We start from the raw sequence: 14,849 nt of genomic DNA on the forward strand, positions 1-14,849 counted from the left end.
CAGCCCAACATGGATTCCCGCTAAGGGCCTGCGGGAATGACGAGTTAACTTTGAAAATTAATCCCGTTGGTGCTGGCACTGCCCATTTGACCAAGTTTCATAGATAGCGCGATCATCAGCGAGCATCATCAGCGCAAATAAACGCTCGCCGAGTGTTTTGCTGTGTTGGATACGGCGCTTCAACAGTGATGTCGCATGAGGATCAATGACTACAAAATCAGCCTCGTACGAAGGGGCAAGCTGGCCGATATGGGTATCTAGGGAAAGCGCTTTTGCATTGCCATGGGTTAAACCGTAAAAACCTTGCCATGCGGTAAGAGGCTGTCCCCCTAATTGGCCCACTTGGTAGGCTGCCTTAAGCGTTCCAAACCCTGATAAATCGGTGCCTGCGCCGATATCGCTAGCATAGGTGAATGCCATGCCGGTCTGTTTAGCTGCTTCTCGGTCAAATAATCCGCTGCCTAGGAAAAGATTGGAGCTTGGACAAAAGGCAATATTGGCGCCTCGATCCGCCAAGCGTTTACGCATATCGTTATTCAGATGAATGCCGTGCGCGAAGGTACTGCGAGGGCCGACTAACCCCGCTTCTTCGTAAACGGCTAAGTAGTCGCGGCTACCAGGAAATAATTCAGCTACCCAATCTAATTCCCCACTGTTTTCAGCCAAATGAGTTTGTAGCCAAAGGCTAGAGTCGTTACGCAAGAGGGCGCCGGCAGCATCCATTTGCATTTTGGTAGAGGTGGGCGCAAAGCGTGGCGTGACGCTATAACCTAGTCGGCCATTGCCATGCCAGTCTTGAATAAGTCGCTCACTGTCTGCAATTCCAGACACGCCATCCATTAGGGCGTCAGGCGCGTTGCGATCCATTAATACTTTACCGACCAGCATGCGTAGCTGACGTTTTTGGCAGGCGGTGAAGAACGCATCCACTGAGCCAGGATGGCTTGAGCCAAATACTTGGGCTGTTGTCGTTCCCGCGCGAAGCATTTCATCTAGAAAAGCGTTCGATAGCGCTTCTGCATGCGCATGATTGGCAAAACGGCACTCTTCAGGAAACGTATAGTCATTTAGCCAATCAAGTAGTTGTCGGCCGTAGGAAGCCATGATGTCTAGCTGAACATAGTGAACGTGAGTATCGATAAAGCCGGGCATAATCAACTTGCCGCGATAATCAATAACATGGGCGTCACTTGGCAGTTGATCAGCGAGATCACCATAGTGGCCGACAGCCTGAATATGACTGCCTTTTAGCCACAGTAGCCCATCGCCATAATGCTCTAGGCTACCTGGCTGAGGTAGGTCATCATTACCTGGGTCGCGTGCAAAGCTGACAATTTCAGCGCGGATGAGCGTATCGATTGAGGAATTCATATTAACTCTGAGTCGTTTTCGTATCGTCAACAAGTGCACGTATTGCGTTCGGCTCAAGGCCGCGCATGTCTAGTGAGGCTGGCTTGTCCGTTAGCCAAAGCAGTTCGGTTACCACCGTCAAAGCAATCGCATAGGGGGTTTTGTTGCTAAGTTTAGTGTTATGAATACAGCCAATGGGACTGCGTACACGCTCTATTTCTTCAGCGGTGTAGCCTTCGCGCTGCAGTCGTCCTCGGAAGCTTGCCCATTTGCTATCAGAGCCGATTAATCCTATCGAGGCGATGTCATTGCGCTGTAGTAAAGCGGTGATAAGGGCGTAATCTTCATCATGGTTGTGGGTTAATACCAGTGCATGACAGTAGGGCGGCAGGGCTGAAGTTCCCTCTTGCGCACTGCTCAGCGTATGGCAACTGAGTCGGGATTGCTGCTGATCGCGTTCGTTAAATACATCTGCTCGGCTATCAAACCAGTGTACTTGCCAGGGGAGCGGTTCGCTAAGCTTTACGATCTCTCGTCCGACATGGCCAGCACCAAATAAAGCGATATTGGTAGCGGCACCAGGAAACACTTCCAGCAGCACATTGACATAACCGCCACAGCACTGGCCGCTGCGGCCACCTAGCGAGAATGCCTCTAAGTGAAAGCCTGCGCGGCCTTGCTGTAAAAAGTCTCGAGCAGCATGGATAGTTTGCCACTCGAAAGTGCCTCCACCTAGCGTGTCATAGATCGCCTCTTGGGTGATCACCATGCGTGCGCCGGGCTCACGCGGGGTTGAGCCCGCGCTGGTTACCTGAGTGGCCAACACGTGGGGAACACCGCTACGCTGCAATCGATCGAGTGCAGCGTGCCAAGTTTCTGCTGAGGGCTGTGTCATAGCGCTTTTTCTCTAATTGCGTTTGCAGCCAACATCACTCGCTCAGGGGTTGCGGGAGTGTCGAGATGGGGAGACTGTTGGTAATCGGTTAAGCTTGAAAGCGCATCACGTAGTGCAGACCAAACACAGATACCAAGCATAAACGGTGGCTCACCAACGGCTTTAGAACGATATAGGCTTGCCATGGAATTTGGGTGGCCTTCCAATAGTTCAACGTTAAAAATAGCGGGAAGATCACCAAACGTGGGTATTTTGTAGGTCGCAGGCCCGTCGCTAACCAGCATACCTTTATCGCTCCACTTAAGTTCTTCACTGGTTAGCCAGCCCATTCCCTGGATAAAGCCACCTTCTACTTGGCCAATATCAATGGCAGGGTTTAGCGAATTGCCAACGTCATGTAGCACGTCAACACGGTTAACTAAATATTCGCCGCTCAATGTGTCAACACTCACTTCGGCAACGGCTGCTCCAAACGCGTAATAATAAAAAGGGCGGCCTTGGCCCGTTGCACGGTTGTAATGAATCAATGGTGTCGCATAAAAGCCTTTTTCTGACAGCGAGATGCGATTGAGGTAGGCCGTTTGAACAAGCTCTCCCCAGGGGATGCGACGCTCGCTTTCATTAATCCCAGCAATCAGCATGCCATCTTCCAGGCGCATGCCTTCTCGGTCTAAGCCGCCTTCAAAATGCATCGCGGCAAAGTCGAACAATCTTTCGCGCAATTTACTGGCGGCATCTCGCGCGGCCATGCCATTGAGGTCGGCGCCGCTTGAAGCCGCCGTAGGGGATGTATTGGGTACTTTATCCGTGCGAGTTGCACTAATCCGCACGCTATCTAAATCCAAGCCAAGCTCGCGAGCCACTACCTGACAAATCTTGGTGTGCAGTCCTTGGCCCATTTCGGTGCCGCCGTGATTGATCATGATGCTGCCATCGGTATACACATGCAGCAGCGCACCGGCCTGGTTAAGGTGCTGGGCGGTAAATGAGATGCCAAACTTTACTGGCGTTAGCGCAAGCCCTTTTTTAATGATGGGACTGTTGCTATTAAATGCCTTAATAGCCGCACGGCGCGCCCAGTAATCACTATTGGTTTCCAATGTATCAACCAGCGTATGGAGTAACTGCTTTTGATCCACTGACTGCCCGTAGTGGGTGACGTCTCGCCCGTCGCGATAGAAGTTTCGTTTGCGTATGGTGAGAGGGTCTTCACCGACCTTACGCGCGATATCATCCATTGCAGCTTCGATAATCATCATGCCCTGAGGGCCGCCGAAACCCCGAAAAGCCGTGTTAGAAGCGGTATGGGTCTTAGCTCGGTGACCGGTGACGCGAGCATTGCCTAATGAGTAAGCGTTGTCGGCATGGAACATTGCACGGTCAACAATGGCGTCCGAAAGGTCAGGCGAGTATCCGCAGTCACCAATAACTGTTATGTCTCCCCCCTGGATGATGCCTTGCCGATTAATGGCTAGTCGGTAGCGATTATGAAAGGGGTGTCGCTTACCGGTCGCGCGCATATCATCACTTCGTGGTAGACGTATACGTGTGGCTTTTCCGGTTCTGCGGGCAATAATGGCTGCCATACAAGCCCAAGGAGATGCTTGAGTTTCTTTGCCTCCAAAACCGCCGCCCATTCGGCGTACTTCAACGGTGACAGCATGAAAGGGAATGCCCAGTACTTCAGCGACAAGTTTTTGGGTCTCGCTAGGGTGCTGGTTAGAGGTATGGACAATCACCCCTTCATCTTCGGTAGGCAGAACCAAGCACGCTTGTCCCTCCAGGTAAAAATGTTCCTGTCCGCCGATGAAAAGCTCGCCCTCAACCGTTTGCTCGGCTTGGCGCAGTTCCGCTTGCCAATCGCCTCGCTCTTGAACATGTGTAGGGCGAACCACATCATTGCGTTCGGCAGAAGCAACAGGGTCGAGGCTCGCTGGTTGTTCATCAATACTTAACTGGGCCAGCGTTACCGCTCGGCGAGCAGCCTGAAGCGAGGTAGCCGCAACGGCGAAAATACACTGGCCTGCGTAGCTAATTTCTTGATCAACAAAAATGGGGTCGCCTGGAAAGACAGGGCCGATATCCGTATGACCGGGCACGTCGTGAAAAGTGATGACATCGACAACGCCAGGCGCTTGTTTAACTGCTTCGAGATCAAGCGCGGTCAATGTGCCGTGTGCGACAGGAGATAGCCCCAGAGCTACATGCAGGGCATCTGCCGGTGCTTTGAGGTCATCAATGTAGGCGGCCTTGCCGGTAACGTGTTTTTCAGCGCTTTCATGGAAGCTAGCGGTGCCTGCTTGGCGCTGACCGTGGCTATCGACAGTATGGCGGGCAAGTGGGCCTGACCCTTGGATGTGGTCATGTAACTCTCGACGAGCTCGGCTGCTGTCGCCATCAAGTTTAGTGAGCGTACGCATGGAGCATCACCTCCTGGTTGGGTGACGAAAGCGATAAGTAGAGGCGTTCTAATAGGTTGAGAGCGGCTTGTTCTCGGTAGTATTGGCTACCCCGTACATCGCTCATTGGCTGAAACTCTTCAGCAAGGGCTTGCTGGGCTGCTTGAAAGCTAGCTTTGGAAACGGGCTGGCCCTCTAGCGCAGCTTCTGTTTGACTAGCTCGCTTGGGAGTTGCAGCCATACCGCCAAAGGCAATGCGAACATCCTCCATCACACCCTGATTAACACGGTAGCAAAACGCACCTAATACCGCCGTTATGTCATCCTCGCGTCGTTTAGAAAGCTTCCAGACCCTTAGTGTGGCTGATTCAGCCAGTTGAGGTATAAAAATACGACTGATGACTTCATCAGCAGCCAGCGCTGTTTTTTTATAGTCGATAAAAAAATCACTTAGCAACAGCTGGCGAGTACCGACATGGCTGGTAAGTTCTACCCACGCATTGAGCGCCAGTAGTACAGGTGGCGTATCTCCTATTGGCGAAGCGTTGGCGATGTTTCCGCCGAGCGTTCCCCGGTTACGAACTTGTTGGGAGCCGAGCCTGTGAAGGAGGTGTGCAAACGCAGGAAAGTGACTGCTTAATAAGGGCTCAAGTTGCGAGTACGTAACCCCGGCGCCTACCCACCAACCTGGTTGAGCTTGGAATGTCGCCTCTTCAATTTGGCGCAATTCAGCCACGCGAGTGGTATCAATAAGCTGGTTCAGTGCGGTAAGGCGCTGAGTGCTTTCCAGCCATAGATCTGTTGCGCCAGCCACAAGGCGTGCATCAGGATAGCGATATCTTGCGTCGGCCAACTCAGCCAAGGTGGTTGGCTGTACGAACAGTGGCTCACTCTTTGCGGTTGACTCCGGCACATGAAGCGGGTGACTGGCTGGCTGAGACGCATCGAACCACTGCGGTGCTTCCCAAGAGAAATCTTGCATACTCAATGCGGCGTCACGAATCGGTCGGTATCCCGTGCAGCGGCATAAATTTCCACCTAATGCGGCTTCCAGTGTTTCTGGTGTAAGAGGTGAGGGGCGCTGCTGTTGGTTGGCATGCAAGGTGAACAAGGACATGACAATTCCTGGTGTGCAAAATCCGCACTGGCTGCCATGGCACTCGATCATTGCGCGTTGAGCTGGGTGCAAGTTGCCTTCAGTCGCAAGCCCTTCAACGGTAATAACGTGCTGACCGTGAAGTTGATGAGCCGGGGTAATACACGCGTTGACGCTTAAAAAGCGGCTTTGCGTGTCGCTTGGATTGTTGATTGCGACTGTACAAGCGCCACAATCACCCGATGCGCAGCCCTCTTTTGTGCCAGTGATGCCCAAATGATCACGCAACAGCGTTAGAATGCTGGTGTCAGGGGGTACATGACACTGCTTGGGGGTGCCGTTGAGCAGGAACTCAATCGTAGCCATGCCAAACTCCGTTATGATTGTTCTGACCGATCGGTCAATATTGTTTAGCTTGAGACAAAAGAGCGCACCTTGCAAGAATTTGTTGCTAATGCGGCTGTCTGTGCACTTACACGGCCGGCGTCGATAAACCAATTATATGTAATAAGTCCCATGGGCTGACCATTGGTGCTTATCAAAAGCGCTTATTAAAGGAGCTTAATCAATGACAGCGGATACCGCTAACCATGAAAATGCCAGCAGAGATCGCATTGAACAGACCATACTGAGCGCTGCGGAGCAGGTGTTTTCTCAACATGGTTATCGTGGTGCCAGCCTTCAGGCCATCGCCGATATAGCAGGTCTTCCTAAGGCGAATATTCTCTATTACATGGGCAGTAAGCAGCTGCTTTATGTACGACTGCTTAATCGAATGATGAACCGGTGGAATGCGGTACTTGAAGATATAACACCTGAAAGTGATCCAGCTAAGGTATTAAGCGATTTTATTCGCACCAAGATGATGCTGGGTCAGCGTTACCCCGAAGGTTCAAAGCTATTTGCCGCCGAGATTTTGGCGGGTGCGCCTTTCTTGAGTAATTACCTCTCTGGTGAGCTGAAAGAGTGGGTAGCTTCCCGTGCAGAAATTATTCACCAGTGGTCTCAGCTAGGGAAAATGGATGATGTCGATCCACGCTGGCTTATATTCTTGATTTGGTCGGCTACCCAGCATTACACGGAATACAGTGCGCAGGTAACGGGGATATTAGGGACTGAAGTGCTCAGCGAAACGGATTTCGAGTCTATTTGCCGTTTTCTTGAGCATGTTATTTTGAAAGGATGCGGTATTTCAGCGTCGCATTTATCAAACGACTCATCAGTTTAGCTGCTATGCCCATATTGGCGATGTCTACGCTTCCCATTGAACAGCACCTCAAGCAGATTCAGGCGGCTCTCTCTGAACATAACCGCTTAATCTTAATCGCCCAGCCAGGGGCGGGTAAGACAACCCGCGTTCCGCTGACCTTGCTTAACAGCCAATGGGCGCAGGGCCAGAAGATAGTGTTGTTAGAGCCTCGGCGGGTAGCGGCTCGTTTGGCGGCAAGCTTTATGGCCGCGCAGCTTGATGAGCCTGTCGGTAAGACGGTTGGCTATCGTATGCGAGGGGACAGCAAAGTGGGGCCGCACACACGCTTGGAGGTGGTCACCCAGGGCGTCCTGACGCGTATGTTGCAAGATGATCCGTTGCTCGAAGGCGTCGCCGGTATCATCTTCGATGAGTTTCATGAGCGCAGCATAGAAGCAGATCTTGGGCTGGCGCTATCGCTGGATATTCAGCAAAGCATTCGCGATGACTTACGACTGATGGTGATGTCTGCGACGTTAGATGTTGCTGCTTTAAAAAGCGTATTGGGCAGCGATACATCCGTGATTGAAAGTACGGGGCGTGAATTCCCAATTGAAACGTATTATCGCCCTTTTAGTAGCGAGGAAGCGTTAGACGCTGCCGCTTACCGAGTGGTAACCGAAGCCTTAGCGAATGCCGGTAGCCGCGGCGTGTTGGTGATTTTACCTGGGGTGGCAGAGATAACTCGGCTAGTGCAAATGCTGGAAAATAGCACCTTTGATATTGAGGTGCGCGCTTTACATGGCGGCATGCCTATCGAGGCGCAACAAGCTGCATTGAAGTTACACGAAACTCGCCAGCGGGTGATTGTATCAACCGCCATTGCGGAATCCAGTGTGACAGTTGATGGCGTTAATGTGGTTATTGACGCTGGCTTGGAGCGTGTGCCGTTGTTTCAGCCGCGAACTGGGCTCACTCGACTAACTACCCGGCGTGTCAATCGTGCCAGCGCTGATCAACGTCGTGGTCGTGCAGGGCGGCAGCAGCCGGGTGTATGTTATCGCTTATGGTCTCAAGAGCAGCCACTGGTTGCTTACGGTGAACCTGAGATTGCCCAAGCTGATTTATCAAAACTTGCGCTTGAGGTTGCCGTATGGGGAGCGCGTTCGCCTGAAGAGTTAATTTGGATGACACCACCGCCTAACGGTGCATGGCAAAGTAGCCAGGCTTTGCTTCGTCAGCTTGGTGTTCTTGATGCAGCGGGTTTATTAACACCATTAGGTAAGCAAAGTGCGCGTTGGCCGCTTGAACCTCGTTTAGCGGTCATGCTGTCAAAGGCAGTGTCATTGGATGCATTACCGCTCGCCTGTGCTTTAGCAGCTCTGCTAGAGGGTAGAGAGCGTGTTAGTGGCTCGCTAAGAGATGCGCTGGCTCAGCGGCTCAGCCAACCCTGGCGATTTCCTCAATGGCAACGAGAAACCAAGCGCCTTATGGACATGGCTAGCCTTCAGATTCCACATAAGCTACCGCTTGAGCCGCTTAGCTATCTGCTGGCGATGGCTTACCCGGATCGCGTTGGTCAATTCATCAGTCCAGGTCGGTTCAAGCTGGCCAATGGCAAAACCGCCACGCTTTCCATTAGCCACCCCCTAGCGAATGAAGCATTTATCGTCGCTGTTAGCGTAGAGAGTGCCAGCAGTGAGGCAGCAATTTACCTGGCAGAACCGATTACGCAGGCAGCGCTTATTGACCTTTACCCGGCAACTCAACAGTGGGAGGAGCGTGTTACTTGGTCAGATGCCCAAGGAAAGCTTCTTGGTGAAGCTGTTCAGCGCCATGGTGAACTTGTGTTGGCAAGTCGGCCCTTAGCGGAGTTATCTGGAGAGGCTGTCCAACAGGCGTTGCTGTGCGCATTAAAGCAACGCCCTGCGGCGCTTTTTAATGGCAAGGTTAAGCAATTACAGGGGCGAATGGCGCTAGTGGCGAGTATTTATTCTAACGTATGGCCTGACTGGTCAGAAAACGCGCTATTAGACAGTTTGGATGTATGGCTGGCACCTTACATGACGGGTATAACACGCTTCAGTCAGCTAGAAAAAATGCCATTCCATACCTACTTAATGGCAACGCTCAGTTGGGATGAGCAAACCCATTTTGAGCGTTTAACACCATCGACAATAACGGCTCCTAGCGGTAATCGAGCAGCCATTGATTATGAGCCCTGCCTAACAGGAAGGCCGCCAGTGCTTGCTTTGAAGTTACAGGAAGCGTTTGGCTGGCAGGATACTCCCGCCGTTGCGGACGGTCATGTGCCGGTTGTCATTCATCTGCTTTCACCGGCAAAAAGGCCGCTTCAAGTTACTCAGGATTTACGCAGTTTTTGGTTGAATGGCTACCCAGAGGTGCGTAAAGAGATGCGTGGCCGCTACCCTAAACACCCCTGGCCAGAAGATCCAATTACCGCTCAAGCAACGGCATCTACAAAACGAAGATAACGTTAATAACACCGTTTAAAGAGAAGCCAGATCGAAGAAGGTCATTGCGTTTGCTCTTCAGGTATTTTACCTGGCACGCGATAGCGTACTCCGTCGGCACGCTGCTCTTCATAACGCCGGTTTTCTTCTTCTGGGGGCACGCCAAGCACAGTCTCTTGCGAGCCATCCGGCCAAGTGTAAGTTGTGCAGCCAGTCAACGATACTAAGACCACGGTTATTAACGAGAACAACGAAATAAATCCACGACATTTGGGCATATTAGGCTCCATCACCAGTCAAAAGCTGCTCTTAGCAAAGCGTGCGTAGTGTGAATGGCACGACTGTAAGTCGCAAGCTTAATCCCAAATTGTTAGATTTGTTAGATTTCTTCCCAAAGACTACGTCGAAACTCATGGGAAAGCTGAGATACCTTAGCAAAACGCTCAAGATTAGCATCGGTAAGCGTTTTGACCATTTCTTGGTAATGCTCAGTGAGTTCCTTAGCGCTGCAATTTTCTTTGCCATCAGTCAGGCATATCGTCAGTTTTTCGCTACTTTTAGCGATAGCTTGGAAAAGCTCAGCTTCCAGCTGCATGGCTTCTGTCACGCTCTCAAGCCACGCAATCTGACAACGCACCATTGGCATGGTACTCAATAGGCAGTAATGCTGCCACCAAGCTGCGATATTTTGGTTCGTGTCGTTGATGGATGAGGGCTGCTTTTTGTTTGTATGGTCCATAGTAGGTTCCTATCGAGTTTTTCAATTTGTGAGGCATTCTTCACAGGTTCTCCTATCTTCAACTATAGCTAAAGCTCTGCAGAAGAGTTGTTCATTCAGGCGACGCAATACGTGATAACGAGGAGAGGCGCAATGTGGTCAGTCGTTAAATCAGTACTGTCAGCACTGCTAGGCGTACAAAATGACCTCAAGCGGCAACAGGATTTTTCTAGCGGTAACCCCGCGGCCTTTATTGTGACGGGAATTGTAATCACGCTCGTATTTGTTCTGATCTTGGTCGGGATTGCAGTGATTGCGTCGCGATGAAGCGTTGATACACCTCACGATAGTTGTTCGTGACGAATGCCACATGTTTTCTATACTGACGTTAATCAGTTAATCCTGACCTAATAAAAAGGTTGGCGAGAACAACAATAATAACGGAGGTTCCTATGCATCTATCGTGGCAATGGCTGCTAACCATTACCAGTGCCTTCAGTATCACTCAAGCTCATGCTAATAGCTGGAATATGCCTGTTGGGGTCACCGATATCAGCCAAGATATTTTTGGTCTGCATATGGCGATTTTTTGGGTATGCGTGGTCATTGGGGTGATTGTGTTTGGGGTGATGTTTTACTCACTATTTAAATACAGACACTCAAAAGGGGAAAAAGCGGCGAATTTTCATGAGCACACCTCCGTAGAAATTCTTTGGACCGCTATTCCTATTCTGATTTTGGTTGGAATGGCCGTGCCCGCAACGGCGACGTTGAAGAGTATGTACGACGCTTCAGAAGCTGATCTAGATGTGATGATTACTGGCCAACAATGGCGCTGGCGCTACGAGTACCTTGGTGAAGATGTTGCGTTTACATCAAATATGAGTACACCAACTGAACAAATTCGTGGAGAAAAAGCGAGAGATGAGCACTATTTGTTAGACGTAGATGAGCCATTGGTACTGCCGATCAATCGTAAAGTGCGTTTTTTAATGACGTCAGATGACGTTATTCACTCTTGGTGGGTGCCTGAACTAGCCGTTAAGCAGGATACGATTCCTGGGTTCATCAATGAGAACTGGGTGAAAATTAATGAACCGGGCATCTATCGTGGCCAGTGTGCCGAGCTTTGCGGCGTTAACCACGGGTTTATGCCAGTGGTTGTGCATGCGATGGAAGAAGAAGAGTTCGAAGCATGGTTGGCAGAACGTAAAGAAGCCGCAGAGCAAGAGGCTATGGGGGTTGACCGGGAGTGGGAAATGGAGGATTTGATGGCGAGGGGAGAGACCGTTTATCAGACTATCTGTTCTGCCTGTCACCAAAGCGAAGGTCAGGGGGCGCCACCCGCATTTCCTGCACTAGCCAACAATAATCAACTGATTAGTGATTTAGATTGGCACCTGAATCGGGTTATTAACGGTGTTTCTGGCGCTGCTATGCCGGCATTCCGCAGTACGTTAAATCCTGTCGAAATAGCCGCTGTTGTTACTTATACCCGTAATGCTTGGGGCAATGAGACAGGTGATGTGGTGCAGCCAGCTACGGTGGCCGAACGTATTGCACAATAATTCAAGGTACTAACAATAAATCAGGCGGAGATGCTCATGGCGCCCAAACTACCTCCTCAACACTCGCTGCAACATAGCTCTACTGCAGCGGCTGGCGGTCATTCTCATCACGACCATGCGGCTCAGCCCAAAGGGATACTGCGATGGGTTCTGACAACCAACCATAAAGAAATTGGTTCTCTGTACCTGATCTTTTCTCTCACCATGTTTTTTGTTGGAGGCATATTTGCCCTAGTAGTGAGAGCCGAGCTATTTCAACCTGGTTTGCAGCTTATAGAGCCAGAATTTTTCAACCAAATGACCACCATGCATGGATTAATCATGGTGTTTGCTGCGGTAATGCCAGCGTTTACTGGGCTAGCCAATTGGATGATTCCGCTTCAGATTGGTGCGCCGGATATGGCGCTGCCCAGGCTTAATAACTTTAGTTTCTGGCTGCTTCCGGTGGCGTTTACATTGCTACTTTCTACGCTATTCATGCCGGGCGGTGGGCCTAATTTTGGCTGGACATTTTATGCGCCGTTATCGACGACTTACGCACCTGCCTCCACAACATTCTTTATTTTAGCTCTGCACATTGCAGGTATTAGCTCGATTCTTGGGGCTATAAATATTATTGCGACCATTCTGAATATGCGCGCACCTGGAATGCGCATGATGGATATGCCGCTGTTCGTATGGACATGGTTAATTACGGCTTTTCTATTGATTGCGGTAATGCCTGTACTAGCGGGCGTTATTACCATGATGCTGATGGATATTAACTTCGGTACCAGTTTCTTTGACGCTGCGGGCGGCGGCGATCCAGTGCTTTTCCAGCACTTATTTTGGTTCTTTGGCCATCCTGAAGTTTACATCATGATTTTGCCGGCTTTTGGTATTGTCTCAGCCATTATTCCTACCTTCGCGCGTAAGCCGTTGTTTGGATACGCGTCTATGGTGTATGCCACGGCAGCTATCGCGCTGCTGTCATTTTTAGTGTGGGCACACCATATGTTTATCGTCGGTCTTCCGCTAACAGCGGAGCTATTTTTCATGTACTCGACCATGCTGATCGCCGTGCCCACAGGCGTGAAAGTATTTAATTGGGTGACCACGCTGTTTCGTGGCTCGATCAGTTTTGAACCGCCCATGCTGTTTGCTTTGGCTTTCGTGGTTCTATTCACCATCGGCGGTTTCTCAGGACTAATGTTGGCCATTGCACCTGCGGATTTCCAATACCACGATACCTATTTTGTCGTAGCGCATTTTCATTATGTGCTAGTACCCGGTGCTATTTTTGCCATTATGGCTGGTGTCTATTATTGGCTACCCAAATGGACAGGTTATTATCCTAACGAGCGACTTGCTCAATGCCATTTCTGGTGCTCTATTGTTGGCGTTAATCTAACGTTTTTCCCTATGCATTTCGCAGGCTTGGCGGGCATGCCAAGGCGTATTCCCGACTATGCATTACAATTTGCAGATTTTAATTTGCTCTCCAGCATTGGTGCCTTCTTTTTTGGAGCGTCACAGCTGATGTTTGTATTGGTTGTGGTGATGTGTGTAAGAGGAGGTAAAAAAGCACCTGCAAAAGCTTGGGAAGGCGCAGAAGACCTAGAGTGGAGCGTCCCCAGTCCGGCACCGTTGCACACCTTTGAAACACCGCCAGTATTTAACCGTACCCATCATCATGACTAATTAGCTGTCCATCAGTGAATGGTCTAGGGGGATATATGGCAGTCAATGATACGGTGCAATCAGTTGGGGTTAAACGGACAGTCATTCGTACAGTAGCGGCGTTAATTGGGATGTTTGCCTTTGCATTCGCACTGGTCCCTCTTTATGACGTGTTTTGTAGTGTGACGGGCCTTAATGGCAAAGTGGATACCACGGCTAAAGCCATTATTCATGAAGAAGTTGATCAGTCCCGCTATATCACCGTGCAGTTCATTACCCGAGGTGGCGCGGGGTTACCATGGCGAATGAGCGTCGAAAACCGCCAAATGCGTGTCCACCCAGGCCAAACAGCTGAAGTTGATTTTACGTTTACCAACAACAGTCATGTCGAAAGTTGGGGGCGAGCTGTACCTAGCGTCTCTCCTTCAAGTGCTACGACGCATTTAAGAAAAATAAGCTGTTTCTGTTTCCAAGAGCAGCAGCTTCAAGGGGATGAGCGCTTGACGATTCCTCTGATATTCCAGCTAGCGCGTGACCTTCCTGAGGATATTAATACGATAACGCTGGTGTATACCTTGTACCCGGTTCATCACTTAGTAAAAGACATCTCGAAGAATGACAACAAAACGATAGGGGATTCGATATGAGTGGCGGCTACTATGTTCCTGCAAAGAGTCGATGGCCTATTCTAGGCTCGCTGGCGCTCGGGGCTATGATGGTGGGTACAGGAATTAAGCTTGTGTACGACACGGGTACCCCGTTCATGCTAATCGGTATGGCTTGTGTAATTACCGTCATGGGCTTTTGGTTCAGAGATGTTATTCACGAGTCAATGAGCGGATTGTACGATGCCCAAATGGATCGCTCGTTTCGATGGGGGATGGGCTGGTTTATTTTTTCGGAAGTGATGTTTTTTGCCGCATTTTTTGGCGCCTTATTTTACGTTAGAACGTTTGCTATACCCTGGTTAGGTGGTGAAGGAGCAAAAGGTGTTTCTGCGTTACTTTGGCCTGATTTTGTCGCTCAGTGGCCGTTGTTAAACCCTCCTGATTCGTCGGTGGCTGGCCCGGATAGTGTCTTAAGTCCATGGCAATTGCCGCTCGTCAATACACTAATTTTGGTAACGTCGAGCATTACTTTGACGGTTGCACATGAAGCTTTGAAATTAGGCGAGCGTAAGACGTGCAGAAACTGGCTGGCAGGTACTGTATTGCTGGGCTGCTGTTTTATTATGATTCAGGGCGTCGAATATTATGAAGCGTATAACCATTATGGTATTACGCTTGAGGCAGGAATCTTCGGCGCTACTTTCTTTATTCTAACGGGCTTTCACGGCGTTCATGTCATTATAGGTACGTTAATTTTAACCAGTATGCTGATACGTATACATAAAGGGCACTTTGCCCAAGATCATCATTTTGGTTTTGAAGCATCTTGTTGGTATTGGCACTTTGTAGATGTTGTATGGGTTGGGTTATTTATTTTTGTATACGTTTTCTAA

The 14,849-nt window shown here is 50.1% G+C and carries 13 protein-coding genes; 7 read left to right on the plus strand and 6 right to left on the minus strand.

Annotated elements, in window-relative coordinates:
• Positions 1-57 precede the first annotated feature (57 nt).
• The 4 genes from guaD to xdhA are packed head-to-tail and all read right to left on the minus strand — an operon-like array spanning position 58 to position 6,106.
• The gene (gene guaD / locus INT19_RS03710) at positions 58-1,371 is read right to left on the minus strand and encodes a guanine deaminase (RefSeq protein WP_193059772.1); all 1,314 of its coding nucleotides are present in this window, start codon (positions 1,369-1,371) and stop codon (positions 58-60) included.
• Position 1,372: 1 nt separating this feature from the next.
• Positions 1,373-2,245: a xanthine dehydrogenase accessory protein XdhC gene (gene xdhC / locus INT19_RS03715; RefSeq protein WP_193059773.1), complete on the minus strand. Its 873-nt coding sequence runs from the start codon at positions 2,243-2,245 to the stop codon at positions 1,373-1,375.
• Positions 2,242-4,665 (minus strand): xanthine dehydrogenase molybdopterin binding subunit, encoded by a 2,424-nt coding sequence (gene xdhB / locus INT19_RS03720; RefSeq protein ID WP_193059774.1) that lies wholly within the window; start codon positions 4,663-4,665, stop codon positions 2,242-2,244. Before xdhB ends, xdhC begins: the two co-directional genes overlap by 4 nt.
• Positions 4,649-6,106 carry a xanthine dehydrogenase small subunit gene (gene xdhA / locus INT19_RS03725; protein ID WP_193059775.1) on the minus strand — a complete coding sequence of 486 codons (1,458 nt, stop codon included), beginning with the start codon at positions 6,104-6,106 and terminating at the stop codon, positions 4,649-4,651. The genes xdhB and xdhA overlap by 17 nt, the downstream gene beginning before the upstream one ends.
• Before the next feature lie 202 nt (positions 6,107-6,308).
• On the opposite strand from xdhA, the gene INT19_RS03730 reads away from it, so the two are divergent.
• Both INT19_RS03730 and hrpB read left to right on the plus strand, forming a co-directional pair.
• Entirely contained in the window at positions 6,309-6,968 is a 660-nt protein-coding gene (locus INT19_RS03730; RefSeq protein WP_089038335.1) for a TetR family transcriptional regulator C-terminal domain-containing protein, read from the plus strand.
• Positions 6,969-6,988: 20 nt separating this feature from the next.
• Positions 6,989-9,424: an ATP-dependent helicase HrpB gene (gene hrpB / locus INT19_RS03735; protein ID WP_193059776.1), complete on the plus strand. Its 2,436-nt coding sequence runs from the start codon at positions 6,989-6,991 to the stop codon at positions 9,422-9,424.
• Between the two features lie 41 nt (positions 9,425-9,465).
• Here the strand turns inward: hrpB and INT19_RS03740 are convergent, their stop codons facing one another.
• Complete coding sequence (locus INT19_RS03740; RefSeq protein ID WP_089038333.1) at positions 9,466-9,681, minus strand: hypothetical protein; 216 nt, start codon at positions 9,679-9,681, stop codon at positions 9,466-9,468.
• Positions 9,682-9,782: 101 nt separating this feature from the next.
• Positions 9,783-10,142, minus strand: coding sequence for a hypothetical protein (locus INT19_RS03745; RefSeq protein ID WP_193059777.1), 360 nt, complete (start codon positions 10,140-10,142; stop codon positions 9,783-9,785).
• Positions 10,143-10,274: 132 nt separating this feature from the next.
• Here INT19_RS03745 and INT19_RS03750 point away from each other — a divergent pair, with 132 nt between their 5' ends.
• The 5 genes from INT19_RS03750 to INT19_RS03770 all read left to right on the plus strand — a co-directional run bounded on the left by INT19_RS03750 (position 10,275) and on the right by INT19_RS03770 (position 14,849).
• Entirely contained in the window at positions 10,275-10,448 is a 174-nt protein-coding gene (locus INT19_RS03750) for a DUF2970 domain-containing protein (protein WP_089038331.1), read from the plus strand.
• 125 nt (positions 10,449-10,573) lie between these two features.
• Positions 10,574-11,689 carry a cytochrome c oxidase subunit II gene (coxB, locus tag INT19_RS03755; protein WP_089038330.1) on the plus strand — a complete coding sequence of 372 codons (1,116 nt, stop codon included), beginning with the start codon at positions 10,574-10,576 and terminating at the stop codon, positions 11,687-11,689.
• A 36-nt stretch (positions 11,690-11,725) separates the two neighbouring features.
• Complete coding sequence (gene ctaD, locus INT19_RS03760; RefSeq protein ID WP_193059778.1) at positions 11,726-13,369, plus strand: cytochrome c oxidase subunit I; 1,644 nt, start codon at positions 11,726-11,728, stop codon at positions 13,367-13,369.
• Between the two features lie 35 nt (positions 13,370-13,404).
• Complete coding sequence (locus INT19_RS03765; protein ID WP_089038328.1) at positions 13,405-13,995, plus strand: cytochrome c oxidase assembly protein; 591 nt, start codon at positions 13,405-13,407, stop codon at positions 13,993-13,995.
• Positions 13,992-14,849 carry a cytochrome c oxidase subunit 3 gene (locus tag INT19_RS03770; RefSeq protein WP_089038327.1) on the plus strand — a complete coding sequence of 286 codons (858 nt, stop codon included), beginning with the start codon at positions 13,992-13,994 and terminating at the stop codon, positions 14,847-14,849. Before INT19_RS03765 ends, INT19_RS03770 begins: the two co-directional genes overlap by 4 nt.

Origin of the sequence: Halomonas sp. 3A7M, assembly GCF_014897875.1 — a bacterium.
Taxonomy (GTDB): Bacteria; Pseudomonadota; Gammaproteobacteria; order Pseudomonadales; family Halomonadaceae; genus Vreelandella.

What these genes read in the sequence shown, in the direction of transcription:
- guaD (WP_193059772.1), bottom strand. Translation starts at nt 1,371, where the DNA reads ATGAATTCCTCAATCGATACGCTCATCCGCGCTGAAATTGTCAGCTTT.
- xdhC (WP_193059773.1), bottom strand. Translation starts at nt 2,245, where the DNA reads ATGACACAGCCCTCAGCAGAAACTTGGCACGCTGCACTCGATCGATTG.
- xdhB (WP_193059774.1), bottom strand. Translation starts at nt 4,665, where the DNA reads ATGCGTACGCTCACTAAACTTGATGGCGACAGCAGCCGAGCTCGTCGA.
- xdhA (WP_193059775.1), bottom strand. Translation starts at nt 6,106, where the DNA reads ATGGCTACGATTGAGTTCCTGCTCAACGGCACCCCCAAGCAGTGTCAT.
- INT19_RS03730 (WP_089038335.1), top strand. Translation starts at nt 6,309, where the DNA reads ATGACAGCGGATACCGCTAACCATGAAAATGCCAGCAGAGATCGCATT.
- hrpB (WP_193059776.1), top strand. Translation starts at nt 6,989, where the DNA reads ATGTCTACGCTTCCCATTGAACAGCACCTCAAGCAGATTCAGGCGGCT.
- INT19_RS03740 (WP_089038333.1), bottom strand. Translation starts at nt 9,681, where the DNA reads ATGCCCAAATGTCGTGGATTTATTTCGTTGTTCTCGTTAATAACCGTG.
- INT19_RS03745 (WP_193059777.1), bottom strand. Translation starts at nt 10,142, where the DNA reads ATGGACCATACAAACAAAAAGCAGCCCTCATCCATCAACGACACGAAC.
- INT19_RS03750 (WP_089038331.1), top strand. Translation starts at nt 10,275, where the DNA reads ATGTGGTCAGTCGTTAAATCAGTACTGTCAGCACTGCTAGGCGTACAA.
- coxB (WP_089038330.1), top strand. Translation starts at nt 10,574, where the DNA reads ATGCATCTATCGTGGCAATGGCTGCTAACCATTACCAGTGCCTTCAGT.
- ctaD (WP_193059778.1), top strand. Translation starts at nt 11,726, where the DNA reads ATGGCGCCCAAACTACCTCCTCAACACTCGCTGCAACATAGCTCTACT.
- INT19_RS03765 (WP_089038328.1), top strand. Translation starts at nt 13,405, where the DNA reads ATGGCAGTCAATGATACGGTGCAATCAGTTGGGGTTAAACGGACAGTC.
- INT19_RS03770 (WP_089038327.1), top strand. Translation starts at nt 13,992, where the DNA reads ATGAGTGGCGGCTACTATGTTCCTGCAAAGAGTCGATGGCCTATTCTA.